This window comes from Citrobacter sp. Marseille-Q5395 (assembly GCF_947057495.1).
GTDB classification, from domain to species: domain Bacteria; phylum Pseudomonadota; class Gammaproteobacteria; order Enterobacterales; family Enterobacteriaceae; genus Citrobacter; species Citrobacter murliniae.
On the sequence record NZ_CAMSEL010000005.1, the window covers coordinates 141,244 to 167,471 of the forward strand.

A 26,228-nucleotide genomic window follows, 5' to 3' on the forward strand; every position below is an offset into this window, starting at 1 on the left:
GGGTGCTTAACGATCCCCGATTTACGGCTGAAGTCGAGCTGACTATTCCGTTCCATGACGTCGATATGATGGGCGTCGCGTGGCATGGCAACTACTTCCGCTATTTCGAGATTGCCCGTGAGGCACTGCTGAACCAATTCGATTACGGCTATCGGCAGATGAAAGAATCTGGCTATCTGTGGCCGGTGGTCGATACACGGGTGAAATACCGTAACGCCCTGACCTTCGAACAGCGTATCCGTGTACGTGCTCAGATTAAGGAATTCGAAAATCGTCTGCGTATCGGCTACGAAATTTTCGATGCTGAAACAGGGAAACGCGCCACCACGGGCTACACCATTCAGGTCGCGGTGGACGAAAAAAGTCGTGAGCTATGCTTCGTCAGCCCGGATATTCTGTTTGAACGCATGGGGGTCACACCATGAAATTATGGCCACTGCTGGCGCTACTCATCAGCCCATTCGTCAGCGCCCTGACGCTTGACTCCCTGCAACAGCGTTTTACCGAACAGCCGGTAGTCCGTGCCCACTTCGATCAAACCCGGACGATAAAGGATCTGCCGCAGCCGTTGCGATCTCAGGGCCGGATGCTGATCGCACGCGACCAGGGCTTACTGTGGGATCAAACCGCTCCGTTCCCGATGCAGTTGCTGCTGGATGACAAACGGATGGTTCAGGTGATTAACGGTCAGCCACCACAAACCATCACCGCCGATAACAACCCGCAAATGTTCCAGTTCAATCATCTGCTGCGTGCGTTATTCCAGGCGGATCGTAAAGTGCTGGAGCAGAACTTCCGTGTAGAGTTTGCAGATTTAGGTGAAGGCCGCTGGACGCTACGCCTGACGCCTATTACCACACCGCTGGATAAGATTTTTGCGACTATTGATTTAGCCGGAAAAACCTATCTGGAGAGTATTCAGCTCAACGATAAACAGGGCGATCGCACCGATATCGCGCTTTCTCAACACCAACTGACGCCAGCGCAACTGACCGATGACGAACGCCAACGCTTTGCAACCCAGTAAACGTCCCGCGCTGTTATGGGGAATCGCCTGCCTGATACTGCTGGGCGTTTTGCTGACGCTGCTACCTCAGGCGCGTCTCAACAGCAGCGTGCTGGCAATGTTGCCAAAACAGACGTTGGGGACCATACCACCGAGCCTGAACGAAGGTTTCATGCAGCGCCTAGACCGGCAACTGGTCTGGCTGGTGAGTCCCGGTAAACGGCCAGACCCAGCGGTGGCCCGCGGCTGGCTGACGTTGCTGCAAAAATCACACGCGCTGGCACAGGTGAAAGGTCCGATGGATGCCGACAGCCAGCAGGCATGGGGTGCATTCTTCTGGCAAAATCGCAACGGCCTGATAGATAACGACACCCGCGCCAGACTGCAAAACGGCGGTGAAGCGCAGGCCCAGTGGATCCTCTCCCAACTTTACTCAGCCTTTTCCGGCGTCAGTGGTAAAGAGCTGCAAAACGATCCACTGATGCTGATGCGCGGCTCGCAGCTGGCGATGGCCAAAAACGGCCAGCGCTTGCGCCTGATGGATGGCTGGCTGGTCACTCAGGATGAACAAGGCAACTACTGGTATCTGCTGCACGGCGAACTGACCGGTTCATCGTTTGATATGCAACAGACACACCACCTGGTCACCACGCTTACTACGCTGGAAAATGAACTCAAAGCACAATATCCCCAGGCACAACTGTTGTCGCGCGGGACGCTGTTCTATAGCGATTACGCCAGCCAGCAGGCGAAACAAGACATCTCTACCCTCGGTATAGCTACCGTGATCGGGGTGATACTGCTGATTGTGGCGGTGTTTCGCTCGCTGCGCCCGCTGCTGCTATGCCTGATTTCGATTGGTGTTGGCGCGCTGGCAGGTACTGTCGTCACGCTGCTGATTTTCGGTGAACTCCACCTGATGACGCTGGTCATGAGCATGAGCATCATCGGTATTTCCGCTGACTATACGCTCTACTATCTGACCGAGCGGATGGTACACGGTGCGGAAACATCGCCATGGCAAAGTCTCGCCAAAGTGCGTAACGCACTGCTGCTGGCCTTACTCACCACCGTCGCAGCATACCTGATCATGATGCTGGCCCCCTTCCCCGGAATCCGTCAAATGGCGGTATTCGCGGCGGTGGGTCTGAGCGCCTCCTGCCTGACGGTGATTTTCTGGCACCCATGGCTGTGCCGCAGTCTGCCGGTGCGTCCGGTTCCGGCGATGGTGCTGATGTTACGTTGGCTTGCCGCCTGGCGACGCAATAAAAAACTTGCCGTTGGCCTGCCAGTAGCGCTGGCGCTGTTCTCGCTGGCAGGCATGGCGACGCTGCGCGTGGACGATGATATCTCCCAGCTACAGGCGCTGCCGCAGGATATTCTGGCTCAGGAAAAAGCGATTACTGCCCTGACCGGGCAAAGCGTCGATCAGAAGTGGTTTGTGGTGTACGGCAAATCTGCACAACAAACGCTGGAGCGGCTGGAAACCTTTATTCCGGCGCTGGAACAGGCGAAAAAAGAGGGATTACTCGGCGGATATCGCACTATTCCGCTAAATTCGCTCGCCCGACAGCAACAGGATCTCACTCTGCTTAAAGACGCTGCGCCCGCTGTAACGAAAGCCCTGAATCACGCCGGACTGGCAACGGTAAATCCCGACCTTACCGCCATGCCGGTAACAGTCGAAGCCTGGCTTGCCAGTTCAGCCAGCGAAGGCTGGCGGTTACTGTGGCTGACACTGGCTGATGGCGAGAGCAGCGTACTGGTTCCCGTTGAAGGCGTTAAACAAAGTACGGCATTAAACACACTCAGCGCGAAATATCCCGGCGTCGCGTGGGTGGACCGTAAGAGCAGCTTCGACACGCTTTTCGCCCTGTATCGCCATATCCTGACCGGCCTGCTATGCATTGCGCTGGCGGGGCTGTCATCCGACTTGGCTGGCGTAAGGGTTTTATCAGCCTGGTACCCTCAGTGCTGTCTTTAGGTTGTGGTCTGGCGGTACTGGCCCTGAGTGGTCATGCGCTCAACCTGTTCTCACTGCTGGCCCTGGTGCTGGTATTGGGAATCGGCATTAACTACACGCTGTTTTTCAGTAATCCACGCAGCACACCGCTGACATCGCTGCTGGCTATCACTCTGGCGATGATGACCACGCTCCTGACGCTCGGCATGCTGGTATTCAGCGCCACTCAAGCCATCAGCAGTTTTGGCATTGTACTGGTGAGCGGTATTTTCACCGCATTCCTGCTTTCACCACTGGCGATGCCTGGTAAAAAAGAGAAAAAAAGAAAATGATCAAACAGACATTCTGGCGCGCCGCCGCACTGGTCGCTACGTTAATTCTCACCGGATGCAGCCACTCACAGCCGGAACAGGAAGGCCGTCCGCAAGCGTGGCTGGAGCCGGGCACACGCGTGACGCTGCCTGCCCCGGGGATTACCCCCCAGGTTAATTCACAACAGTTGCTGACCGGCAGTTTTAACGGCAAAACCCAGTCACTGTTGGTAATGCTTAACGCCGACGACAGGAAAATAACGCTTGCCGGGCTGTCGTCGGTCGGCATTCGTCTGTTTCTTGTGACTTACGATGAAAAAGGCTTACATACCGAACAATCAATCATCGTGCCGCAACTGCCGCCCGCCAGCCAGGTGCTGGCTGACGTGATGCTCAGCCATTGGCCAATTAGCGCCTGGCAGCCACAATTGCCGAAAGGCTGGACGCTCATTGATATGGGTGACACACGCGAACTGCGCAACGCCAACGGCAAACTGGTTACGGAAATCACGTATCTGAATCGGAAAGGAAAACGCGAGCCGATCAGTATCGAGCAGCACGTTTTTAAATACCACATCACCATTCAATACCTGGGTGACTGAGATGATCTACATTTCTGCCGTTGGCATGATTAACGCATTGGGCAACGACGCCGATGAAATCGCAGCTAACCTCACACGTGGCATAGCACCCGGAATGCGCGCCCGCACAGACTGGCTGCAAGGGCATCCGTGCGCCGTATTAGCAGGCATTGACGGTGAACTTCCAACCATTCCCGACAATTTTCGCGCCCATCGTTCACGCAATAATCAGCTGCTGCTGGCGGCACTGGCGCAATTCCAGCCACAGGTGGATGACGCCATCGCCCGGTATGGCCGCGATCGGATTGCTATCGTGCTCGGCACCAGTACCTCCGGACTGGATGAAGGTGACGTTCACGTTGATCTCACGCTCAACGGCAAAGAGAGCACCGAATGGCACTATCCGCAGCAGGAGTTGGGCGATCCCTCGCGCTTTCTCAGCCACTGGCTGGCGCTGGATGGTCCGGCCTTTACCCTCTCAACTGCCTGTTCATCCAGCGCGCGCGCTATTATGAGCGGACGTCGCCTGATTGAATCCGGTCTGGCGGATATCGCGATTGTTGGCGGTGCTGATACGCTCAGTCGGATGCCAATCAACGGCTTCCACAGTCTGGAATCTCTCTCCCTGACGCGGTGTCAGCCGTTTGGCCGCGACCGTAGCGAGATCACCATCGGCGAAGGTGCCGCGTTGATGCTATTGACCCGTGAACCACAGCCCATTGCGCTACTGGGCGTCGGTGAATCCAGCGACGCTTACCATATTTCAGCTCCCCATCCACAGGGGGAAGGTGCTATTCGCGCCATAGGCCAGGCGCTTAACGACGCGGGGATTACGCCGGATCAGGTGGGCTATATCAATCTGCACGGTACCGCTACACCGTTAAACGATCAGATTGAGTCCAAAGTCGTGAACGCGATTTTTGGCGAAAATGTCCCGTGCAGTTCGACTAAACACCTGACCGGGCACACGCTGGGCGCGGCCGGGATTACCGAAGCAGCCATCAGTATGTTGATTTTACAACGCGACCTGCCGCTGCCGCCGCAGGATTTTAGCCAGTCGCCACGCGATGAAACGCTGCCGCCCTGCGGCATCATTGAGCAGCCGCAGCCGCTGGCTCGCCCGGTAATCTTGTCTAATTCGTTTGCCTTCGGCGGGAACAATGCCAGTATCCTGCTCGGGAGAATCTCATGAGCCACTATTTATCGCCTGGCGACTATTTACCGCACGATGCGCCGATGCTGCTACTCGAAGAGGTCGCAAGCGTGACGGACGAGACCGCCATCTGCCACGTGACAATATCAGCAAACAGCGTGCTGGCCCCCTTTCTCGATCCAGACGGCAACCTGCCCGGCTGGTTCGCCCTGGAATTAATGGCGCAGACCATCGGCGTCTGGTCTGGCTGGCACCGTCAGCAACAAGGTCAGGAGAGTATTGCTTTAGGCATGGTGCTTGGCGCGCGCGAGTTAGTCTGTGCTGCGGGGGTTCTGCCTGCAGGCAGGATGCTAAGTATCAATGTCAAATTGCTGATGCAGGACGCACGTTTCGGCAGCTTCGAATGCGCCATTCAGGCGGGCGAAGAGACGCTGGCAACCGGTCGCGTCAACACCTTCCAGCCGACATCTGAAGAAATTAACACGCTATTTCAACAAGGAGCGTCCACATGAGTCGTTCAGTTTTAGTTACGGGTGCCAGCAAAGGTATCGGTCGCGCCATCGCCCTACAGTTGGCGGCGGACGGTTTTGTGGTCGGCGTTCACTATCATCGTGATGCGCAAGGTGCGCAAGAAACGCTAGATTCTATCCTCACCGCTGGTGGCGCAGGGCGTCTGCTGACGTTTGATGTTGCTAATCGCGAACAGTGCCGTGAAGTACTGGAGCAGGATATTGACGCACATGCCGCATGGTACGGCATCATCAGCAACGCTGGGGTCACCCGCGATGCCGCTTTCCCTGCGCTCAACGATAATGACTGGGATGCGGTGATCCACACCAACCTCGACAGTTTCTATAACGTCATTCATCCATGCATTATGCCGATGATTAGCGCACGCCAGGGCGGACGTATCATCACGCTGTCCTCGGTTTCCGGCATAATGGGCAATCGCGGCCAGGTCAATTACAGTGCAGCAAAAGCAGGGATTATCGGTGCAACCAAAGCGCTGGCCATTGAGCTGGCAAAACGCAAAATCACCGTAAATTGCATCGCACCGGGACTCATTGATACCGGAATGATCGAGATGGAGGAAGCCGCGCTGAAAGAGGCCATGTCGATGATCCCAATGAAACGGATAGGTCAGGCCGAAGAAGTGGCCGGACTTGCCAGCTATTTAATGTCGGATGTGGCGGGTTATGTGACTCGTCAGGTGATTTCCATCAATGGAGGGATGTTATGACACGTCGTGTCGTGATTACAGGCATGGGCGGCGTCACCGCCTTTGGGGAAAAATGGCAGGATGTCTCCGCCAGGTTACTGGCGTATGAGAATGCGGTACGCAAAATGCCGGAGTGGCAGGTTTATGACGGACTGCACACGCTGCTTGGCGCGCCGATCGACGATTTCACCCTGCCGGAACACTATACCCGCAAGCGTATTCGCGCCATGGGACGCGTGTCGCTGATGTCCACGCGCGCATCCGAACTGGCACTTGAACAAGCAGGGCTGATTGGCGATCAGATACTGACCAACGGTGAAACTGGAATCGCGTACGGTTCCTCCACCGGAAGTACCGGCCCGGTGAGCGAGTTCGCCACCATGCTGACCGAGAAGCACACCAATAACATCACCGGCACAACTTACGTGCAGATGATGCCGCACACCACTGCCGTTAACACCGGTCTGTTTTTCGGCCTGCGCGGGCGGGTAATCCCAACCTCCAGCGCCTGCACCTCTGGTAGCCAGGCGATTGGTTACGCATGGGAAGCTATTCGACACGGTTATCAAACGGTGATGGTCGCAGGTGGCGCAGAAGAACTGTGTCCTTCTGAAGCCGCAGTGTTTGATACACTATTCGCCACCAGCCAGCGCAACGATGCACCGAAAACCACCCCCTCCCCGTTTGATGAAAAACGCGATGGTCTGGTGATTGGTGAGGGCGCGGGCACGCTGGTGCTGGAAGAACTGGAACACGCTAAAGCGCGCGGGGCCACTATTTACGGCGAAATCGTCGGTTTTGCTACCAACTGCGATGCTGCGCATATTACCCAACCACAACGCGAAACGATGCAGATTTGCATGGAAAAATCGCTGAAGATGGCCGGTATTGGTGCCCGGGATATCGGTTATATTTCTGCACATGGTACCGCAACCGATCGTGGTGATATTGCAGAAAGCCAGGCAACCGCCGCAGTTTATGGTGATAATGTACCGCTCTCCTCGCTTAAAAGTTATTTTGGGCATACCCTTGGCGCCTGTGGCGCACTGGAAGCCTGGATGAGTCTGCAAATGATGCGTGAAGGCTGGTTTGCACCTACGCTAAATTTGAGCCAGCCAGATGCCAATTGCGGCGCGCTGGATTACATTATGGGTGAAGCCCGCAAGATTGATTGTGAGTTCCTGCAGAGCAATAACTTTGCGTTTGGCGGCATCAACACTTCCATTATCATCAAACGTTGGCCCTGATATGTACCGGATCGTTCTCGGGAAAGTTTCTACTTTAAGCGCTGGCACATTGCCTCCCGCGCTCTTCGAGCAGGCACCGCAGGGTGCTCGCCGTGAACGCTGGCTGGCGGGCCGCGTGCTGCTTTCCCATACCCTTTCGCCATTGCCTGACATCATCTACGGCGAGCAAGGAAAACCGGCTTTTACAGCCGACACGCCGCTATGGTTCAACCTTAGCCACAGCGGCGATGACATCGCTCTGCTGCTCAGCGACGAAGGGGAAGTGGGCTGCGATATTGAAGTCGTGCGCCCACGCGACAACTGGCAGACGCTGGCAAATACGGTGTTCAGCCTGAGAGAACATGCCGAAATAGAAGCAGAACATCCAGACCAACAGCTGGCGGCTTTCTGGCGTATCTGGACGCGTAAAGAAGCCATCATTAAACAGCGAGGCGGTAGCGCCTGGCAAATTGTCAGCGTCGACAGCACTACGCTGACATCCTCGCTCTCTGTTAGCCAGTGTCAGCTCGATACGCTGAGCCTGGCAGTGTGTACTCCGACACCATTTACCCTGACAGCCGACGCCGTTCAGAGGCTGTAACTCCCGCATTCCCTGTGCGCCGACGCACCATATGAAAGGTTAACTGCAGATGCAACGAGTCACCATTACTCTCGATGACGATTTACTGGAAACGCTGGATAGCCTGAGCCAGCGCCGTGGCTACAACAACCGCTCCGAAGCGATCCGTGACATTCTGCGCGGTGCGCTGGCACAAGAGACCACCCAGGAGCACGGCACTCAGGGTTTCGCCGTGCTGTCCTATGTTTACGAACATGAGAAACGCGACTTAGCCAGCCGCATTGTTTCAACCCAACATCATCACCATGATTTGTCAGTCGCCACGCTACATGTTCACATCAACCATGACGACTGCCTTGAAATCGCCGTTCTGAAAGGCGACATGGGCGATGTCCAGCATTTTGCTGACGACGTCATTTCCCAGCGCGGCGTACGCCATGGCCATTTGCAGTGTTTGCCAAAAGAAGAGTAATTGCCCGTTACGTTGCCGGGGGCGCTTAGCTTGCCCGGCCTACGTCGGTTCTGTTTTCCGGCACTACGCCATTGTGCCAATCGTCTTTCTGAAACGCAGCAGTGCTATCAGGAAGAACGCGCAGCCGATCGCCAGTAACGTCAGGAATTGCGGCCAGACGATGCTGAACCCTGCGCCACGATAGAGTATCGCCTGTGCGAGACTGACAAAGTGGGTGGTCGGCATGGTCAGCATGATATCCTGCACCGCCTGCGGCATGCTTTCGCGCGGCGTAGAACCTCCAGAGAGCATCTGTAATGGCAGCAGCACCAGAATCATCAGCAACCCCAGTTGTGGCATTGAACGCGCCAGCGTGCCCATAAAAATGCCAATGGACGTTGTGGCAAACAGGCTCAGCGCCACGCCGAGCATAAACAATGGTATGGAGCCTTCAATCGGCACGCCGAGAACGCCTTTCACCATCAGCATCAACGACAGGCCAGAAACCACCAGCACCACCAGCCCCATCGACCAGATTTTTGCCATCATTATCTCAAACGGCGTCACCGGCATCACCAACAGGTGCTCAATGGTCCCGTGTTCGCGCTCGCGGATCAGCGCCGACCCGGTGAGTACAATCGCCAGCATGGTGATATTGTTGATGATTGCCATTACCGCCCCGAAACGCGCGGGTTCCAGATTCGGGTTGAAGCGCATACGGATCTCCAGCCCGACCGGCGTCATACTGTTATCACGATAGCGAGCAACAAAGCTGTTCACCTCACCACTGATAATATTCTGGATATAGCTGTTGCCAGTAAATGCCTGGCTCATACGCGTGGCATCCACATTAACCTGTAGCTCTGGTTGCCGCCCTGCCAGCACATCACGCTGAAAGTTGGGGGGAATATTCACCGCAAAGGTATAACGTCCGGCATCAAGGCCAGCATCCATTTCATCCGCGGTGATCATTTCCGGCGGTAAAAACCATGGGCGATAAAAACTGTTCACGATACGGTTCGACAGTTGTGACTGGTCCATATCGGCAATAGCAATCGGCGCAAGATGCAGAGAACCCGGCAGAACCGTTGCAGAAGAGTAAACCGAAATGGTGAAGGCGAAGACAATCAGTGCCAGCATCGCCTTATCACCCAGCAGGCTGCGCAACTCTTTGACTCCGAGGTTATAAATATTGCGTATTCGGCGCATCACCCCTCCTGTTTTTTCAGCAGCAACACGCTCAGGCCAATCACCACCGGAATAGCGATCACCAGCGGAATAAACAACTGCCAGAGATCCATCAAATCCAGCGCTTTCGAAAACGTGCCGCGCGCAATGGTCAGAAAGTGGCTGGTCGGGTAAATTTCACCGATCCAGCGCCCCGGTCCTTCCAGCGACGCCACCGGATCGATCATCCCGGAAAACTGCGTTGCCGGGATCAGCGTAATAATCGCCGTACCGAAGATGGCCGCAATCTGGCTATTCATAAACGTGGAGATCAGCAATCCCAGACCGGTAGCGATAGTGACATACAGCAACGCAGCAAGCGTCAGCGTCAAAAAACTCCCCTTATGTGGCACGCCAAAAACAAATACCGATAGCGCACACAACAGCAGAAAGTTCAGCATCCCCAGTACGATGTAAGGCAGTTGTTTACCGAGTAAAAACTCACTGCGGGTAGTGGGCGTGACATACAGGTTGATAATCGACCCCAGCTCTTTCTCGCGCACCACGCTCAGGGCGCTAAGCATCGAAGGGATCATCATCAACAGTAATGGGATCACGGCAGGAACAATCGCAGGCAGGCTCTTCACATCCGGGTTATAGCGATAGCGTGTTTCAATGGTCATCAGTCCGTTCTGCCCGCTGGCGTTTGGTTGACGCGCCATCACGTCTAGTAGCCAGGCCTGGTGCATCGCCTGTACGTAACCCCTCACCGTTTCGGCACGGCTGGGCATCGCGCCATCCACCCAGACACCAAGCTGCACCGGCGTGCCGCGTGCAATGTCACGACCAAAATTAGGTGGAATTTCTATTGCTACCGCCACCTCACCCGAGCGCATCCGTTTGTCCAGTTCGTCATAACTGGTAAGCGGCGGCTGCTCGATAAAATAGCGGGAACCAGACAGATTCAGCGACCACGCCTGGCTACTGACGGTTTGGTCACGATCGAGCACCGCAAAACGCAGGTTTTCCACATCCATGCTAATGCCGTAGCCCATAATCAACATCAGGATCACCGTACCCATCAATGCCAGTGTTGAGCGGACCGGATCGCGCCGTAGTTCGAGTGCTTCACGGCGGCTGTAACTGAACAGACGCCGCAGGCTAAATCCCTGACGTGGCGGCAAGCTACTCTCATGCTCAACCGGAGCATCTGCTGGCGGTAACTGAGTTTCAGGGGCCGGCCCTGCTGCTTCCTGTAACCAGGAGATAAACGCCTCCTCCAGACTGGCTGCACCACGCTGCTTCACCAGTTCCCGAGGCGTACCACTGGCGAGCACTTTTCCGGCGTGCATCAGCGACATACGGTCGCAGCGCTCCGCCTCATTCATAAAGTGGGTGGAAATAAAAATGGTTACTTTATCCTGACGAGACAAATCAACCATCAGTTGCCAGAACATATCCCTAGCCACCGGGTCAACGCCGGAGGTAGGCTCATCAAGAATTAACATTTCCGGGCGATGAATCACCGCCACTGCCAGCGACAGGCGCTGACGTATCCCCAGTGGTAACGCGCCAGGCAGTACATCTTCGACATCGGCCAGCGTAAAGCGCTCACTCATCTCTTTTACGCGCTCAGGGATCTCCGCTTCCGGAATGTGAAAGAGACGTGCGTGTAGTTCCAGGTTTTGCCGCACGGTCAGTTCGCTGTAGAGCGAAAAAGCCTGCGACATATAGCCCACCCGACGACGAGTGTCGATATTCTTCGGATCAACCGCTTGTCCGAACAACCACGCCTCACCCTCACTGGCTGGTAGCAGCCCGGTGAGCATCTTCATAGTGGTGGATTTACCGCAGCCGTTCGAGCCGAGAAAACCAAAGATCTCTCCGCGTGGTATGCGAAAATTAACGTGATCAACGGCAACAAAATTACCGAAGCGCATGGTCAGATCCCGCGCTTCGATGGCTATCTCTTCTTGTTCTGCGTGATAAGGCGGGATCACGACCGGTTTGTGCGCCTGACGCTGGGCTTCAGGTAACAGTGCGATAAACGCCTGCTCCAGCGTGTCGCTGTTGGTTTTTTCACGCAGGTGCTGTGCACTACCTGTGGCTAATACCTCACCCGCGTTCATCGCTACCAGCCAGTCAAAACGCTCGGCCTCTTCCATATAGGCAGTCGCGACCAGCACGCTCATGTTGGTCTGACGCTGGCGAATGCTGTTAATCAACTCCCAAAACTGGGCGCGGGAGAGCGGATCCACCCCGGTGGTAGGTTCATCAAGGATTAATAATTCCGGGTCATGGATCAACGCACAGCACAACCCCAGCTTTTGTTTCATCCCACCCGAGAGTTTCCCGGCAGGACGATCGCGAAACGGCGCCAGACCTGTGCTATCCAGCAGCTCTGTTATTCGCGCCTCGCGCTCTGCTTTATCATGGCCAAACAGGCGTGCGAAAAAATCGACGTTCTCATACACCGACAGCGTGTGGTACAAGTTTTTCCCCAACCCCTGAGGCATCCAGGCTATGCGCGGGCAGACATCGCGGCGGTGCTTCGGGTCACGCATGTCGCCGCCCAGCACCATCACGTTGCCGCGTTCAATAACCCGAGCGCCGGAGATGAGGGACAGTAAGCTCGACTTACCCACACCGTCCGGGCCAATCAACCCCACCATGCAGCGGGCGGGGATATCCAGCGTGATATTGTTCAGCGCTACCGTTGCCCCGTAATGCTGACTCACGCCGTCAAGGTGCGCCACGGGAGGAACGGGAACCAGCGCCAGTTGCGTCATTGCGGTAACCTCACCACCAGATCATCCGGCCAGGCACGACTTTCATCAAGACGTACCCAGGCCATGCCCGGCAGCCCGGTTTTGACGTATTCCAGATGCTGCTGTAACAGCTCCGGTGGGATGCGGGCTTTTACACGAAACATGAGTTTCAGCCGTTCATCGCTGGTTTCGACCGTTTTTGGCGTAAATTGCGCCACGCTGGCAACAAAGCTGATGGTTGCCGGAATACGCAGATCGGGCGCGGCATCCAGTACCAGACGCGCTTCACCACCAATTTTTAGCAGACCAGCCTGTTCAGTAGGCAGGAAAAACGTCATGTAAACATCGCTGAGATCGACCATATTCAGCACCCGCCCACCGGCTGAAAGCACTTCACCCGGTTCAGCTACGCGGTACTGCACGCGACCATCGCGCGGAGCCTTAAGCTCGCTATCATCGATATCTGCCGCAATCCGTCGTTCGGTTGCCTGCGCAGCTTCAACACGAGTTTGCGCCTGAATAATGCTGGTGCGGGCTGCTTCAATAGCCGCTTTCGCCGCAGAGACCTGTGCCTTTGATGATTCCAGCGCAGCCCGCGCGCTTTCGGCAGCGGCACGATCGTCATCCAGTTGTTGCTCAGACACCGCTCCACGTTGTGACAGCGAACGGGAACGAATATGACGTTTAGAGACCGACTGCAGTTCCGCCTCGCGCTGCTTTACTACCGACTGCGCGGCGCGCATTTCACTTTGCCGCTGTTCCAGCAACGCGCGCGCCGCCGCAACGGCACTTTCTGCCTCTTTGATTTGCGCGACCGCTTCCAGCCGCTGCTCGTGTAGCACGCGGGTATCCATTTTCGCCAGCACCTCGCCCTGGCGAACGAACTGCCCTTCCGACACGAGGATCGTGTCAATACGCCCGGCAATCTTGGTGGCTATATCTACTTCGGTAGCTTCAATTCTGCCATTACTGGCAGCAAATCCTTCTGGTACTCCTGCCGGACGTAGCATCCACCATACTATCGCGGCGGCCACCACCAGGAGGCCTGCCCCCCACCACACCAGATGACGCTTAATTTTATCCATATTCGACCCGCTATAATCCCTGTTACCAAACGATGCGTGTCACAAAGACCACTGAACAGCTATTCAGCGGGAGATTCCATCCGGGATGAGAAGGAATGAAAAGTAAAGGCCAGACGGTGGACAGGCGTCACGACAACGCTCACCGCAAAGGAAGTGAATGACGAAGATGCTGTGAAATCGGGTAGTAATGTTGTCATCATCAGCGTTCCTGGCCGGAAATGAAACACGCATACTCATAACTGCTATATATTGAATACTAACACCTGGATTCGATATGTCTATTCGGTTGTAGTTTCCAGTTATGCCCTACCGCGCTCCGACTCAGAAATTATTCCGTATATCAACGATTGATAAACAAACGTAACTATAAACATAATCAATAATTAGACATCCCTATAATAGCGGCTCATTTACCGATCTCGTTATGGCGAGGCTCCTGCACAAATATAAGTTACCGCCCTGCTGGTATCGAGAGAGACCACTCAGGGAAATACAGGCATCCATCGAATCAAGGTGTTGCCAAGGTAACTTCTGACGATCTCACCATCGGACAGATACGTTGTTCAGTGCTAAAACCAGGACGTAGGGATCTGCCTGTGCTAATCCTGTCTTGTTCGCCCCTATGAGAGCTTTTTATAGGGAATTACACCATGTCATCTATGCAACTCTGCGCCGCCCATCTTCCTGAGCCGGATTTTAATGGCGATGCCATCGCGCAATATATGCGTACCGATTTTATTACCCTGCCGGATCATCTCAGCGTGAACGGTGCCCGCGAATACTTTGTCTCACAGCTCACGACGGATGATATTCCTGGTCAGGTTTTTGTGGTTGCAGGGAAAGCGCTACGCGGGGTGTTATCCGTCAAGCGCCTGCTGCAGGAAAAAGATACGTCGCTGAACATCAACCATATTATGGACAGCTGTCTGTTCCATGTTAAGCCTGATGATGAACGGGCAATGGTCGTTGCCGAGCTAGCCGAGCGTGAACTCGATCTGGTTGCTGTAGTTGAGAAAGGCGATCTGGTCGGCTGTCTGATGGAAAAAGAGATAGCCCATCTACAGGAGGATGATGTTACCGAAGACGTACAGCTTCAGGGAGCGACACTGCCGCTGGAGAAACCCTATCTGGAAATTAGTCCGTGGACATTGTGGAAAAAACGTTCGGTCTGGCTCCTGCTGCTGTTTATCGCGGAAGCCTACACAAGTAGTGTAATTCAGCACTTCGAAGAGGCGCTGGAATCAGCGATCGCGCTGGCCTTTTTTATTCCGTTGCTAATTGGTACCGGCGGAAACAGCGGTACACAGATCACTTCGACGCTGGTACGTTCAATGGCGCTGGGAGAAGTGCGGCTACGGGATATGGGCCGGGTGATCCGCAAAGAGGTTTCAACTTCCTTGCTGATCGCCCTGACACTAGGTCTGGCAGGCTGCATACGCGCCTGGATGATGGGCATCGGCATGGAAATCACACTGATCGTCAGCCTGACACTGGTCTGCATTACGCTGTGGAGCGCCGTGGTGTCATCAGTGATCCCAATGTTGCTCAAGCGTATTGGCATTGACCCGGCCGTCGTATCCGCGCCGTTTATCGCCACGCTTATCGACGGTACCGGGTTGATTATCTACTTTAAAATTGCCCAGTATTTTCTTGGCCTGAACTAATATAGCGCCCGGTAACTCAGGTTATCGGGCATCACATTCACGCAGACGCCAAATCCTGCGCACACGCCCAGGCGCTCGACCATGCCCACTGGAAGTTATACCCGCCCAGCCAACCAGTGACGTCCATCACTTCACCGATAAAATAGAGACCTGGTACTTTACGCGCTTCCATCGTACGTGATGACAGCTCATTGGTATCCACGCCGCCCAGCGTGACTTCCGCCGTGCGATACCCTTCTGTGCCGTTTGGCTGCACGCGCCATTCGGTCAGGGTTTCCACCAGTGCCTGCTGATCGCGCACGTTAAGCTGTTTCAGCGTCACATCCGGAAGTTGCCCTAACTGCTGCAAACACTCCACCAGACGTTTGGGCAACTGCATCGCCAGTGTGTTCTTCAGGCTCTGATTAGGGTGTGCGCTACGCTGTTCGTCGAGGAAAGCCTCAAGGTCTACATCGGGCAACAAATTAATGCTGACAAATTCACCTGGCTGCCAGAAACTGGAAATCTGTAAAACCGCCGGACCTGAAAGGCCACGGTGCGTAAAGAGCAGGTTTTCACGAAACACAGTGCCGTCTTCAGCGGTGATAACGGAAGGTACAGACACGCCAGAGAGCACCTGAAGCTGCTCCAATAGCGGCTTGTGCAGCGTAAAAGGCACCAAACCTGCACGCGTCGGCAGCACGTTCAGACCGAACTGTTCAGCAATTTTATAACCAAACGGCGAAGCGCCAAGACCCGGCATGGATAGCCCTCCGCTCGCAATAACCAGCTTTTTCGCACTGACCGTCATGCCGTTCAGCAAAATCTGGAAGCCGTCATCATCACGCGCTACGCTCAGGACTTCGCTACGTAACCGCATTGTAACGTTACCTTTTTCGCATTCTGTCACCAGCATATCGACAATTTGCTGAGCAGAGTCGTCGCAGAACAACTGACCGAGCGTTTTTTCATGCCAGGCAATGCCGTGTTTGCCGACCAGATCGATAAAATCCCATTGCGTATAGCGAGCCAGCGCTGATTTGCAAAAATGCGGGTTTTGACTCAAATAAGCCGCCGGCTCCACATAAAGATTGGTAAAGTTACAGCGCCCCCCGCCAGACATGAGGATCTTGCGCCCAGGCTTTTTACCATTATCAATCAGCAGTACGCGACTACCTGCTTGTCCTGCCTGCGCGGCACAGAACATACCCGCTGCGCCAGCGCCTATAATAACGGTATCAAACCTTTCCACGTTGCGATCCTCTCTAAAAAGCGGGCGTGAATTGTAAAGATTCCTCAGTGGTCGCACCAGCACCAAACTATCAATAATAGGTATTTATCTGAATTCTATAGGATAATTCTTTAGTGGTGTAAAACAAAGCAGGAGATATATCAAAAAAACTCTATATTTCACTTTGCCCGCGCCACCAAAGTCACTGATAATGCGCCGCGTTCATGTCCTCAAAATGGCGTAACGTCCTATGCTACATTTGTTTGCTGGCCTGGATTTACATACCGGGCTTTTACTATTGCTTGCTCTGGCTTTTGTGCTGTTCTACGAAGCAATTAACGGCTTCCATGACACAGCAAATGCTGTCGCAACCGTGATCTATACCCGTGCAATGCGTTCGCAATTGGCGGTTATCATGGCTGCGGTATTCAACTTCTTTGGTGTTTTGCTGGGTGGTCTCAGCGTAGCTTATGCCATCGTGCATATGCTGCCAACGGATCTGCTGCTCAACATGGGTTCCTCACATGGCCTCGCCATGGTGTTCTCTATGCTACTGGCGGCAATTATCTGGAACCTCGGTACCTGGTACTTTGGTTTGCCAGCATCCAGCTCCCACACGCTGATTGGCGCGATCATCGGTATTGGTTTAACCAATGCGCTGATGAACGGCACTTCGGTGGTGGACGCACTTAACATCCCGAAAGTTATCGGTATCTTTGCCTCGCTTATCGTCTCGCCGATTGTCGGTCTGGTGGTTGCAGGCGGCCTCATTTTCATTCTGCGTCGTTACTGGAGCGGTACTAAAAAACGTGCTCGTATCCACCTGACGCCAGCGGAACGTGAAAAGAAAGACGGTAAGAAAAAACCACCTTTCTGGACGCGTATCGCACTGATCCTCTCTGCTATCGGCGTGGCGTTCTCTCATGGCGCGAACGACGGACAGAAAGGCATTGGTCTGGTGATGTTGGTACTGATTGGCGTAGCGCCTGCAGGTTTCGTAGTGAATATGAACGCCTCCGGTTACGAAATTACTCGTACCCGCGATGCTATCAATAACGTCGAAACCTTCTTCCAGCAGCGTCCTGATCTGCTGAAGCAAGCCACTGGCGTAGATCAGCTCATTCCGTCGCCGGAAGCTGGCGTGCCAACGCAAGCTAACGAGTTCCATTGCCACCCGGCAAATACCATCAACGCGCTTGAGCGTGCAAAAGGTATGCTGGCGAATCTGGAAACTTACGACAAGTTAAGCGTTGAGCAGCGCGGACAACTGCGCCGCATTATGCTGTGCATCTCCGATACCACCGATAAAGTGGTTAAGCTGCCTGGCGTAAGCGCTGACGACCAGCGTCTGCTGAAGAAACTGAAAACCGACATGCTGAGCACCATCGAGTATGCGCCTATCTGGATCATTATGGCCGTTGCTCTGGCTCTGGGCTGCGGTACGATGATTGGCTGGCGTCGTGTGGCGACCACTATCGGTGAGAAAATTGGTAAGAAAGGCATGACCTATGCTCAGGGGATGTCGGCGCAGATGACCGCTGCTGTCTCTATCGGTCTCGCCAGTTATACCGGTATGCCTGTTTCCACCACCCACGTTCTCTCCTCTTCTGTTGCGGGTACGATGGTTGTTGACGGTGGCGGCTTACAGCGTAAAACAGTGACCAGCATTCTGATGGCCTGGGTCTTTACCCTGCCTGCGGCGATTATTCTTTCTGGGGTGCTGTACTGGCTCTCCCTGAAGCTTATCTAAGCGAATGCACAGTAAAAAAGCGGGCCAGGAAACTGACCCGCTTTTTTTATATCTGCCGTAGAGTGACGTGGCTTAGTGCCAGATTATCAACGCAACCATACTGATTAATACCAGGCCGCATAACGCGCTGGTGAGAATGAACTGACCGCGAACCCGCTCACAGCGGCGTATAAATTCATCATCATGATGATCACGGTAGCGCTGCGCGTAGATATACCACACCAGCCGCATCTGCTTATTGGGTTGCCCATGCGAGGTAAAAAAGCCGCCTCCATCTACATACTGGTAGAGCAATGGATCGCAACCACGAAGTACGACTAACAGTGCGCGCAGCGAAGAAAAATAGCGCGCCATATTAACAATGCAAACGACACATAAAGCCCAGAATAATGCAATGGTGCTTATCATATCCCCTCCCCGGCGACCCGCCCACGGAACTCCTCTCCGGGGCTACCGCTACCCGATACCCTGCCAAACCATTCAGTGAAGAGTGCTACCGAAACCGCTCGTGTTTGTATCTCGTATCCGAACGCCTCTCTAGATAGTGTAGGAGATTAGTTAATTTTTTTGCCAGAAGGTTAATCACTATCAATGCAATTAGCTGAAAAATTTGTTTAACTAATTGGCAATCAAGGCGGATTGACGGATTATCCCGGTCGCTATAATGTAAGGATAGTCCTTAAATGGTACGTCTTTACGACTGGGCTAGCCCCGCGCACAACGTTCGCAGGACGCGGATGACGCGGCGGCAAATGAACGCCAGAAGGCTAGTCATCGACAACTTATGGAAGGAGTAACACTATGGCTTATAAACACATTCTTATCGCGGTTGATCTTTCTCCGGAAAGTAAAGTTCTGGTTGAAAAAGCGGTCTCTATGGCGCGGCCTTACAATGCAAAAGTCTCCCTTATCCACGTTGACGTAAACTATTCCGATCTGTACACCGGGTTAATCGACGTGAATCTGGGTGATATGCAGAAACGTATTTCTGAAGAAACTCATCACGCGTTAACCGAGCTGTCCACCAATGCTGGCTACCCTATCACCGAAACCCTGAGCGGTAGCGGCGACCTGGGTCAGGTTCTGGTTGATGCCATTAAAAAATACGACATGGACCTGGTCGTTTGTGGTCATCACCAGGATTTCTGGAGCAAGCTGATGTCCTCCGCACGTCAACTGATCAACACCGTTCACGTCGACATGTTGATTGTTCCGCTGCGTGACGACGAAGAAGCATAAAATGCTTGCCGCCGGGAAGTAACCCGGCCTGCTGCAAACATTTACGCCTGTAAGCGCCCGCCTCTGCGGGCGTTTTTGTTTTTATCCCTTCGGCACTTATCAGTACATCAACCCAACAAATAAATCATAATTAGTGTGATCAACTAATTGGATCGAAAACTATCTCTATAATAATCTACTCTCGCGGCTAATCTCCGCAGTCTATAACAAAATAAGACTTTTTCGGCGCGTTTTAGCATACGCGTTCATACTTTTCGGGATGGCTTTGAAAGGCGAAGGAATATGAATACAAGTGCACCTACGGGCTTGCTGCAGCAACCTCGTCCGTTCTTCATGATCTTTTTTGTAGAATTATGGGAACGATTTGGCTATTACGGCGTTCAGGGCATCCTGGCGGTTTTTTTTGTTAAGCAACTCGGGTTCTCCCAGGAACAGGCGTTTATCACCTTCGGTGCGTTTGCCGCATTGGTGTATGGCCTAATCTCCATTGGCGGCTATGTCGGCGACCACCTGTTAGGGACAAAACGCACGCTGGTTCTCGGTGCTATTGTGCTGGCAATTGGCTACTTCATGACCGGGATGTCACTACTCAAACCCGATCTGATCTTTATCGCGCTGGGTACTATTGCCGTAGGCAACGGGCTGTTTAAAGCTAACCCGGCAAGTTTGCTGTCAAAATGCTATCCCCCAAAAGATGCCCGACTGGACGGCGCCTTCACCCTGTTTTATATGTCGATTAACATCGGTTCGTTGCTGTCGCTGTCGCTGGCACCGGTAATTGCCGATAAGTTTGGTTACGCCGTTACCTATAACCTGTGTGGTGCCGGACTTATCGTCGCGCTGCTGGTCTACTTTGCCTGCCGCGGGATGGTGAAAGACATTGGTTCTGAGCCAGACCATAAGCCGCTGGTATTCCGCAACCTGCTCTGTGTGCTGGCCGGTACAGTGGTAATGGTGTTTATCTGCGCGTGGCTGATGCACAACGTTAAAATCGCTAACTTGGTACTGATCGTTCTGTCGATTGTTGTGACTATTATCTTCTTCCGCCAGGCATTCAAACTGGATAAAACCGGACGCAACAAAATGTTTGTGGCCTTTATTCTGATGTTGGAAGCGGTGGTGTTCTACGTTCTGTATGCGCAGATGCCGACGTCACTGAACTTCTTTGCCATCAATAACGTACACCACGAAATCCTGGGATTCGCCATCAACCCGGTTAGCTTCCAGGCGCTGAACCCGTTCTGGGTCGTTCTTGCCAGCCCGGTACTGGCAGCGATTTATACCCGTCTGGGTAACAAAGGCAAAGACCTGACCATGCCGATGAAGTTTACTCTCGGTATGTTCTTGTGCTCACTGGGATTCCTGACCGCCGCCGCCGCCGGCATGTGGTTTGCTGATGCACAGGGCCTGACATCGCCGTGGTTTATCGTACTGGTGTACCTGTTCCAGAGCCTGGGTGAGTTGCTGATTAGCGCCCTGGGACTGGCAATGGTCGCCGCACTGGTGCCGCAGCATCTGATGGGCTTTATTCTTGGGATGTGGTTCCTGACGCAGGCAGCAGCCTTCCTGATGGGGGGTTACGTTGCGACGTTCACCGCAGTACCGGAAAACATCACCGACCCGTTACAGACATTACCTATCTACACCAACGTGTTCAGTAATATCGGTCTGGTAACGCTGGCAGTCACAGTGGTGATGGCGATTATGGTGCCGTGGTTGAACCGGATGATTAATACGCCAAGCACCGAACAATAATACTCAGTGCCGGATGGCGGCTATCGCTTGATCCGGCCTGTATTCAACATGCCCGATACACCTTTCGCTATCCGGCATTTCCAACCGTTATCCTTTGCGCGCGTCAATCCACTCCTGCACTTCAATGACAAAAGTGTCCGGCGCTTTGCGGTACATCTTGCGGGCCAAATCCAGAATTGTGTGCTGGCCGAGCGCTTCTTCCATCCGCTGCTGAGCCATATCCATCACTGAACGCACACCGCAGATCCCTTCACATGCCCACTCTGGCGGTTGCTCGTCAAATACCGCCAGTCTTTGGCGTATTTCACGGCATTCAAAAATGCGCTTATCGCCATCAATCGCGTTTACCACATCCAGCACCGTAATATGTTCAGCTGGTTTGGCGAGCTGAAAACCGCCGCCCTTACCCTCGATACTGCGCACCAGGCCCGCTTTCGACAGGCGGGTAAATATCTTGGCCAGATAGTCATACGGCACACTTTGCAATTCAGCAATTTCCCGAACGCTCATATCCCGCGCGTCGCCTCTACTGTCGACCATACACATCAGGCTATGAATGCCGTACTCAACCCCGGAACTGTAGAATGCCATTATCTTATCTCAGCCAAAATCAATCTGAGTTATTGTAGCTTTTTCAACTGAATCTTGCCATAGACCGCGTACACACGCGCTGAAACTAAAAAATAAATAATATAAATATCAAATAAATAGTTGCATTTAAATACCTTGTTCCCTTCATATTTTGCAAATCGCATTGCATTTAATAACTACGACCAATAAAATCCGAGTAAATAAATCGTGATGACCAGTGAGAAAACCGAATGCGTAAACAAATTCTGATCGTAGGCGCCGGCTTTGCCGGTATGTGGGCAGCGCTGAGTGCCGCGCGCCTGGCAGATAAACACCAGCAATCCATTGATATAACAGTTATTGCACCCCAGCCAGAGCTGCGTGTTCGCCCCCGTTTTTATGAAAACAACGTCCAGACGCTGGTCGCACCTCTGCAACCGCTGTTTGACGTAACTGGCGTAAAATTCCTCAGCGGCACAGTATCTCAGTTGCTTGTGCAATCAAAAGAGGTGAGCTGGACAGATGCGGCTGGCAACACGCAACTGCTCGGCTACGACCGATTGATTCTGGCAAGTGGCAGCCAGGTAAACCGTTCAATGGTCGCTGGAGCGGCTCAGCACGCTTTTGACCTCGACCAGCTGGAAAGCGCAGCCGTACTGGAGCAACACCTGAATGATCTGGCACATCAGCCAGAAAGTGAGGCACGCAATACCGTAGTAGTGTGCGGCGGCGGTTTTACCGGCATCGAAATGGCGCTGGAGTTACCTGGCCGTCTGCGAGAAATTCTTGGTGCCGATGCTAAGACCAGAGTTGTCGTAGTTGAACGAGGCGCACAACCAGGCGCACGCTGGAGCAAAGCGTTGCGCGATGTGATTGCTGAAGCCTCCGCTGAGCTGGGTGTAGAGTGGCTGGTAAATGCAGAGGTCGAAAGTGTGGATGCTTCTGGTGTCACACTGAAAGACGGGCAAACTATCGGTTCACACACCGTTATCTGGACGGTCGGTGTGCAGGCAAACGGTTTGACGGCGCAAATTGACGCCCCGCGCGATCGCCAGGGTCGTCTGCACGTAAATGCAAATTTGCAGGTGGTGGGACATGACGATATTTATGCCACTGGCGATGTGGCGTACGCCGCCACCGATGACAAAGGCAATCATGCCTTAATGACCTGTCAGCATGCCATTCTGCTGGGCAAATTTGCCGGTAACAATGCCGCAGCAAGCCTGCTCGACGTGCCGCCGCTGCCGTACCGCCAGGAAAACTACGTCACCTGCCTGGATCTTGGCGCATGGGGCGCGGTGTATACCGAAGGTTGGGATCAGCAAGTGAAACTGACCCGCGCAGAGGCGAAGAAGTTAAAACTGTCGATCGTCAGCGAGCTGATTTATCCGCCGAAGGCTGATAAAGCGGTCGCGTTTGAGATTGCCGATCCGCTGGCACCGTTTGTGTAATCGGAATTGCCGGATGCGGCTAACAACCTTATCCGGCCTCTACACGCTACTTAACCATGAATTGACGGCGTTCCGGCGTAAATATCAAACCGGTGTCCTTTGGTCACCACTGCGTTGGGAGTTGCGACATCTGCAAGCGGTGGGGCGTAATCCGGGCGCTTCACCACCACGCGTTTGGTGGCAAGCTGGCGAGCAGGCTCCAGCAGGCCATCAGCGTCTAAATCCGGGCCCACCAGCGACTGAAACACGCGCATCTCTTTTTTGACCAGCGCGCTTTTCTGCTTATGCGGGAACATCGGGTCAAGATACACCACCTGCGGACGTGGAGTGATATCGGTTAGCGCCGTCAGACTGGATGCGTGGATCAACTGCAACCGTTCCTGCAGCCATGGACCAATCTCGGCATCGGCATAGCCACGCGTTAGACCATCGTCGAGCAGCGCCGCAACAACCGGATTGCGCTCCAGCATCCGCACACGACAGCCAACAGATGCCAGCACAAAAGCATCACGTCCCAGCCCCGCCGTGGCATCCACCACATCCGGCAAATAATCACCTTTAATGCCGACCGCCTTTGCCACCGCTTCGCCGCGTCCCCCGCCAAATTTGCGCCGATGGGCCATCGCCCCACCGACAAAATCCACGAAGATGCCGCCAAGTTTTGGCTCATCACGTTTGCGCAGCTCCAGATGCGACGTCGTCATCACCAGCGCCATCAGATTGTCTTCATCCTGCTCCAGTCCCCAGCGGGTAGCCAGAACAGATAAGGCGCCGTTTCCGGCGCCCGTCTCATCAATTAAGCAGATCTTCACTTACGCTTTAATACCATAGTGTTCAAGCATCGCATCCAGCTCCGGCTCGCGGCCACGGAAGCGTTTGAACAGCTCCATCGGTTCTTCAGAGCCGCCACGAGTCAGAATATTATCGAGGAACGACTGACCGGTTTCACGGTTGAAGATCCCCTCCTCTTCAAAACGAGAGAAAGCATCTGCTGCCAGCACGTCTGCCCACAGATAGCTGTAGTAGCCCGCCGCATAACCACCCGCGAAAATATGACTGAAGGCGTGCGGGAAACGACCCCAGGCAGGCCCCGGAACAACGGCAACCTGCTTTTTGATCTCTGCCAGGGTTTCGAGAATTTTCGCCCCTTGCTGCGGATTAAACTCGGCGTGCAGGCGGAAATCGAACAAACCGAACTCCAGTTGGCGCAGAATGAACAACGCCGCCTGGTAGTTTTTCGCCGCCAGCATTTTATCCAGCAGCTCTTTCGGCAGCGGTTCGCCGGTTTCATAATGGCCGGAGATAAACGCCAGCGCTTCCGGCTCCCAACACCAGTTTTCCATAAACTGGCTCGGCAGTTCGACCGCATCCCACGGCACACCGTTAATACCGGAAACACCTGCAGTTTCGATGCGGGTCAGCATATGGTGCAAGCCGTGACCGAACTCGTGGAACAGGGTAATCACTTCATCGTGAGTAAACAGCGCCGGTTTGCCATTAACCGGACGGTTGAAGTTACAGGTCAGGTAAGCGACCGGTTTTTGCAGCGTGCCGTCGGTTTTACGCATCTGGCCAACGCAGTCGTCCATCCACGCCCCGCCACGTTTGTTTTCACGCGCGTAGAGATCAAGATAGAAGCTGCCGCGTAGCTCATTGTTTTCGTCATACAGTTCGAAGAAGCGCACTTCCGGATGCCAGACATCGACGTCTGAGCGCTCTTTAGCGGTAATGCCGTAAATGCGCTTAACCACCTCGAACAGGCCGTTAACGGCTTTGTTTTCCGGGAAGTACGGGCGCAGTTGCTCATCGCTGATGCTGTAAAGGTGCTGCTTCTGCTTCTCGCTGTAGTACGCGATATCCCACGGTTGCAGCTCATCAACGCCAAATTCAGCTTTGGCAAAAGCACGCAACTGGGCCAGCTCTTTTTCACCCTGGGGACGCGCGCGTTTCGCGAGATCTGTCAGGAAGTCGAGCACCTGCTGCGGGTTTTCCGCCATTTTGGTGGCGAGTGATTTATAGGCGTAGCTGTCAAAACCCAACAGTTGAGCCAACTCGTGACGCAACGCGAGGATCTCTTCCATGATCGGGCTGTTGTCCCATTTACCCGCATTTGGCCCTTGGTCAGAAGCGCGGGTTACATAGGCGCGGTACATCTCTTCGCGCAACCCCTGGTTGTCACAGTAGGTCATCACCGGCAGGTAGCTCGGGATATCCAGCGTCAGCAAATATCCTTCCTGCTCTTTGGCTTCTGCCTGCGCTTTCGCGGCAGCCAGCGCACTTTCAGGCATTCCTGCCAGCGCTGTTTCGTCGGTAACAAGTTTCGTCCAGCCCATGGTGGCGTCGAGAACGTTGTTGCTGTACTGGTTGCCCAACTCAGACAGACGCGTGGCTATTTCGCCATAACGCTGCTGTTTTTCCTTCGGTAAACCGATACCAGAAAGCTCGAAATCACGCAGCGCGTTGTCGACAGCTTTTTTCTGTGCAGTATTCAGAGAGGCGTAATGAGCACCATCTCGCAAATCACGGTACGCTTTGTACAGACCTTCGTGTTGCCCAACCCAGGTGCTGTATTCGGACAACAGTGGTAGCGTCTGTTCGTAGGCTTCACGCAGTTCCGGGCTGTTTTTCACCGAGTTCAGATGGCTTACCGGAGAGAAGATACGCCCCAGTACATCGTCCACTTCCGCCAGTTTTTGGCAGAGATTTTCCCAGGTGTACGGTGCACCCTGCGCAACCACTCGCTCAACGTTTTCACGGCAATCATTCAGTGCCTTAGTCACTGCAGGCACAACATGCTCAGGCTGAATTTTGGAAAACGGCGGCAGTTCGAAGGGCGTCAGTAATGGATTTGTCATATGCACAGTCCTGGTTAAAAAAAGGAAACGAAACGCTCAGGCGTTTTCGCGGGATGACGACGCCAAAGCATCTTATCCGACCTACAGGTATCACCATTTGTAGACCGGATAAGGCGTCAGCCGCCTTCCGGCGCGTAATACTCAGTAGAATGGGGTTAAGTGTAGAGGATTTCAATGCCGGGCGTGGCGGAAAAACGCCCGCTGGCGCTTAGCGATCGGGCCTG

Annotated in this window: 22 protein-coding genes, 1 pseudogene and 1 riboswitch; of the genes and pseudogenes, 15 read left to right on the forward strand and 8 right to left on the reverse strand. The window is 54.0% G+C overall.

Annotation, left to right across the window (positions count from 1 at the left end):
- The first annotated feature begins 2 nt into the window (after positions 1-2).
- The 10 genes and pseudogenes from OH663_RS06910 (at position 3) to nikR (ending at position 8,511) form a co-directional block, all read left to right on the forward strand.
- On the forward strand, positions 3-425 hold the full coding sequence (locus OH663_RS06910; protein WP_045448568.1) for an acyl-CoA thioesterase: 423 nt from the start codon (positions 3-5) through the stop codon (positions 423-425).
- On the forward strand, positions 422-1,027 hold the full coding sequence (locus OH663_RS06915; protein ID WP_045448572.1) for a LolA family protein: 606 nt from the start codon (positions 422-424) through the stop codon (positions 1,025-1,027). The genes OH663_RS06910 and OH663_RS06915 overlap by 4 nt, the downstream gene beginning before the upstream one ends.
- Positions 996-3,301 (forward strand): annotated as a pseudogene (locus OH663_RS06920) (MMPL family transporter). The gene OH663_RS06915 and the pseudogene OH663_RS06920 overlap by 32 nt, the downstream one beginning before the upstream one ends.
- The gene (locus tag OH663_RS06925; protein WP_045448578.1) at positions 3,298-3,882 is read left to right on the forward strand and encodes a DUF3261 domain-containing protein; all 585 of its coding nucleotides are present in this window, start codon (positions 3,298-3,300) and stop codon (positions 3,880-3,882) included. Before OH663_RS06920 ends, OH663_RS06925 begins: the two are co-directional and overlap by 4 nt.
- 1 nt (position 3,883) lies before the next feature.
- Complete coding sequence (locus tag OH663_RS06930; protein ID WP_263525707.1) at positions 3,884-5,053, forward strand: beta-ketoacyl-[acyl-carrier-protein] synthase family protein; 1,170 nt, start codon at positions 3,884-3,886, stop codon at positions 5,051-5,053.
- On the forward strand, positions 5,050-5,526 hold the full coding sequence (locus tag OH663_RS06935; RefSeq protein WP_045448585.1) for a hotdog family protein: 477 nt from the start codon (positions 5,050-5,052) through the stop codon (positions 5,524-5,526). Before OH663_RS06930 ends, OH663_RS06935 begins: the two co-directional genes overlap by 4 nt.
- Entirely contained in the window at positions 5,523-6,254 is a 732-nt protein-coding gene (locus OH663_RS06940; RefSeq protein ID WP_200013223.1) for a 3-ketoacyl-ACP reductase FabG2, read from the forward strand. The genes OH663_RS06935 and OH663_RS06940 overlap by 4 nt, the downstream gene beginning before the upstream one ends.
- Complete coding sequence (locus OH663_RS06945; protein ID WP_045448590.1) at positions 6,251-7,480, forward strand: beta-ketoacyl-ACP synthase; 1,230 nt, start codon at positions 6,251-6,253, stop codon at positions 7,478-7,480. The genes OH663_RS06940 and OH663_RS06945 overlap by 4 nt, the downstream gene beginning before the upstream one ends.
- A 1-nt stretch (position 7,481) precedes the next feature.
- A complete protein-coding gene (gene acpT, locus OH663_RS06950; RefSeq protein ID WP_048222979.1) occupies positions 7,482-8,060 on the forward strand; it encodes a 4'-phosphopantetheinyl transferase AcpT in 579 nt (192 codons plus the stop codon).
- 49 nt (positions 8,061-8,109) lie between these two features.
- Positions 8,110-8,511 (forward strand): nickel-responsive transcriptional regulator NikR, encoded by a 402-nt coding sequence (gene nikR, locus OH663_RS06955; protein WP_005121550.1) that lies wholly within the window; start codon positions 8,110-8,112, stop codon positions 8,509-8,511.
- A gap of 63 nt (positions 8,512-8,574) precedes the next feature.
- On the opposite strand, the gene OH663_RS06960 is transcribed toward nikR, so the two are convergent.
- The 3 genes from OH663_RS06960 to OH663_RS06970 are packed head-to-tail and all read right to left on the reverse strand — an operon-like array spanning position 8,575 to position 13,510.
- Entirely contained in the window at positions 8,575-9,699 is a 1,125-nt protein-coding gene (locus OH663_RS06960) for an ABC transporter permease (protein ID WP_200013222.1), read from the reverse strand.
- Positions 9,699-12,446, reverse strand: a complete 2,748-nt coding sequence (gene rbbA, locus OH663_RS06965; RefSeq protein WP_200013221.1) for a ribosome-associated ATPase/putative transporter RbbA — start codon at positions 12,444-12,446, stop codon at positions 9,699-9,701. Before rbbA ends, OH663_RS06960 begins: the two co-directional genes overlap by 1 nt.
- Positions 12,443-13,510 (reverse strand): HlyD family secretion protein, encoded by a 1,068-nt coding sequence (locus OH663_RS06970; protein WP_048222983.1) that lies wholly within the window; start codon positions 13,508-13,510, stop codon positions 12,443-12,445. Before OH663_RS06970 ends, rbbA begins: the two co-directional genes overlap by 4 nt.
- A gap of 411 nt (positions 13,511-13,921) precedes the next feature.
- Positions 13,922-14,105, forward strand: a riboswitch (M-box (ykoK) riboswitch).
- 55 nt (positions 14,106-14,160) lie between these two features.
- Here OH663_RS06970 and OH663_RS06975 point away from each other — a divergent pair.
- Positions 14,161-15,174, forward strand: coding sequence for a magnesium transporter (locus OH663_RS06975; RefSeq protein WP_263525708.1), 1,014 nt, complete (start codon positions 14,161-14,163; stop codon positions 15,172-15,174).
- 37 nt (positions 15,175-15,211) lie between these two features.
- On the opposite strand, the gene OH663_RS06980 is transcribed toward OH663_RS06975, so the two are convergent.
- Entirely contained in the window at positions 15,212-16,405 is a 1,194-nt protein-coding gene (locus OH663_RS06980; RefSeq protein ID WP_045448603.1) for a BaiN/RdsA family NAD(P)/FAD-dependent oxidoreductase, read from the reverse strand.
- Positions 16,406-16,634: 229 nt separating this feature from the next.
- Between OH663_RS06980 and pitA the strand changes: the two genes are divergently transcribed.
- Positions 16,635-18,134: an inorganic phosphate transporter PitA gene (pitA, locus tag OH663_RS06985; RefSeq protein WP_045448605.1), complete on the forward strand. Its 1,500-nt coding sequence runs from the start codon at positions 16,635-16,637 to the stop codon at positions 18,132-18,134.
- A 72-nt stretch (positions 18,135-18,206) separates the two neighbouring features.
- Here the strand turns inward: pitA and uspB are convergent, their stop codons facing one another.
- Positions 18,207-18,542: a universal stress protein UspB gene (gene uspB / locus OH663_RS06990; protein ID WP_003023371.1), complete on the reverse strand. Its 336-nt coding sequence runs from the start codon at positions 18,540-18,542 to the stop codon at positions 18,207-18,209.
- Between the two features lie 393 nt (positions 18,543-18,935).
- On the opposite strand from uspB, the gene uspA reads away from it, so the two are divergent.
- Positions 18,936-19,373, forward strand: coding sequence for a universal stress protein UspA (gene uspA, locus OH663_RS06995; protein WP_003023368.1), 438 nt, complete (start codon positions 18,936-18,938; stop codon positions 19,371-19,373).
- 282 nt (positions 19,374-19,655) lie between these two features.
- Positions 19,656-21,128 carry a dipeptide/tripeptide permease DtpB gene (dtpB, locus tag OH663_RS07000; RefSeq protein WP_136345542.1) on the forward strand — a complete coding sequence of 491 codons (1,473 nt, stop codon included), beginning with the start codon at positions 19,656-19,658 and terminating at the stop codon, positions 21,126-21,128.
- A gap of 87 nt (positions 21,129-21,215) precedes the next feature.
- Here dtpB and OH663_RS07005 read toward each other — a convergent pair whose 3' ends face one another.
- Positions 21,216-21,719, reverse strand: coding sequence for an RrF2 family transcriptional regulator (locus OH663_RS07005; RefSeq protein WP_048222991.1), 504 nt, complete (start codon positions 21,717-21,719; stop codon positions 21,216-21,218).
- A gap of 230 nt (positions 21,720-21,949) precedes the next feature.
- Here OH663_RS07005 and OH663_RS07010 point away from each other — a divergent pair, with 230 nt between their 5' ends.
- Positions 21,950-23,149, forward strand: coding sequence for an NAD(P)/FAD-dependent oxidoreductase (locus OH663_RS07010; RefSeq protein ID WP_045448611.1), 1,200 nt, complete (start codon positions 21,950-21,952; stop codon positions 23,147-23,149).
- A 50-nt stretch (positions 23,150-23,199) separates the two neighbouring features.
- On the opposite strand, the gene rsmJ is transcribed toward OH663_RS07010, so the two are convergent.
- Both rsmJ and prlC read right to left on the reverse strand, forming a co-directional pair.
- Positions 23,200-23,961 (reverse strand): 16S rRNA (guanine(1516)-N(2))-methyltransferase RsmJ, encoded by a 762-nt coding sequence (gene rsmJ / locus OH663_RS07015; RefSeq protein WP_045448613.1) that lies wholly within the window; start codon positions 23,959-23,961, stop codon positions 23,200-23,202.
- Positions 23,962-26,004, reverse strand: a complete 2,043-nt coding sequence (gene prlC / locus OH663_RS07020) for an oligopeptidase A (protein WP_200011339.1) — start codon at positions 26,002-26,004, stop codon at positions 23,962-23,964.
- Between the last annotated feature and the right edge of the window lie 224 nt (positions 26,005-26,228).

Coding starts and splice junctions, on each gene's coding strand:
- nikR (WP_005121550.1), top strand. CDS start 8,110: ATGCAACGAGTCACCATTACTCTCGATGACGATTTACTGGAAACGCTG.
- uspA (WP_003023368.1), top strand. CDS start 18,936: ATGGCTTATAAACACATTCTTATCGCGGTTGATCTTTCTCCGGAAAGT.
- pitA (WP_045448605.1), top strand. CDS start 16,635: ATGCTACATTTGTTTGCTGGCCTGGATTTACATACCGGGCTTTTACTA.
- OH663_RS07005 (WP_048222991.1), bottom strand. CDS start 21,719: ATGGCATTCTACAGTTCCGGGGTTGAGTACGGCATTCATAGCCTGATG.
- OH663_RS06960 (WP_200013222.1), bottom strand. CDS start 9,699: ATGCGCCGAATACGCAATATTTATAACCTCGGAGTCAAAGAGTTGCGC.
- OH663_RS06940 (WP_200013223.1), top strand. CDS start 5,523: ATGAGTCGTTCAGTTTTAGTTACGGGTGCCAGCAAAGGTATCGGTCGC.
- prlC (WP_200011339.1), bottom strand. CDS start 26,004: ATGACAAATCCATTACTGACGCCCTTCGAACTGCCGCCGTTTTCCAAA.
- OH663_RS07010 (WP_045448611.1), top strand. CDS start 21,950: ATGCGTAAACAAATTCTGATCGTAGGCGCCGGCTTTGCCGGTATGTGG.
- dtpB (WP_136345542.1), top strand. CDS start 19,656: ATGAATACAAGTGCACCTACGGGCTTGCTGCAGCAACCTCGTCCGTTC.
- OH663_RS06925 (WP_045448578.1), top strand. CDS start 3,298: ATGATCAAACAGACATTCTGGCGCGCCGCCGCACTGGTCGCTACGTTA.
- OH663_RS06930 (WP_263525707.1), top strand. CDS start 3,884: ATGATCTACATTTCTGCCGTTGGCATGATTAACGCATTGGGCAACGAC.
- acpT (WP_048222979.1), top strand. CDS start 7,482: ATGTACCGGATCGTTCTCGGGAAAGTTTCTACTTTAAGCGCTGGCACA.
- OH663_RS06945 (WP_045448590.1), top strand. CDS start 6,251: ATGACACGTCGTGTCGTGATTACAGGCATGGGCGGCGTCACCGCCTTT.
- uspB (WP_003023371.1), bottom strand. CDS start 18,542: ATGATAAGCACCATTGCATTATTCTGGGCTTTATGTGTCGTTTGCATT.
- OH663_RS06970 (WP_048222983.1), bottom strand. CDS start 13,510: ATGGATAAAATTAAGCGTCATCTGGTGTGGTGGGGGGCAGGCCTCCTG.
- OH663_RS06915 (WP_045448572.1), top strand. CDS start 422: ATGAAATTATGGCCACTGCTGGCGCTACTCATCAGCCCATTCGTCAGC.
- rbbA (WP_200013221.1), bottom strand. CDS start 12,446: ATGACGCAACTGGCGCTGGTTCCCGTTCCTCCCGTGGCGCACCTTGAC.
- OH663_RS06975 (WP_263525708.1), top strand. CDS start 14,161: ATGTCATCTATGCAACTCTGCGCCGCCCATCTTCCTGAGCCGGATTTT.
- OH663_RS06935 (WP_045448585.1), top strand. CDS start 5,050: ATGAGCCACTATTTATCGCCTGGCGACTATTTACCGCACGATGCGCCG.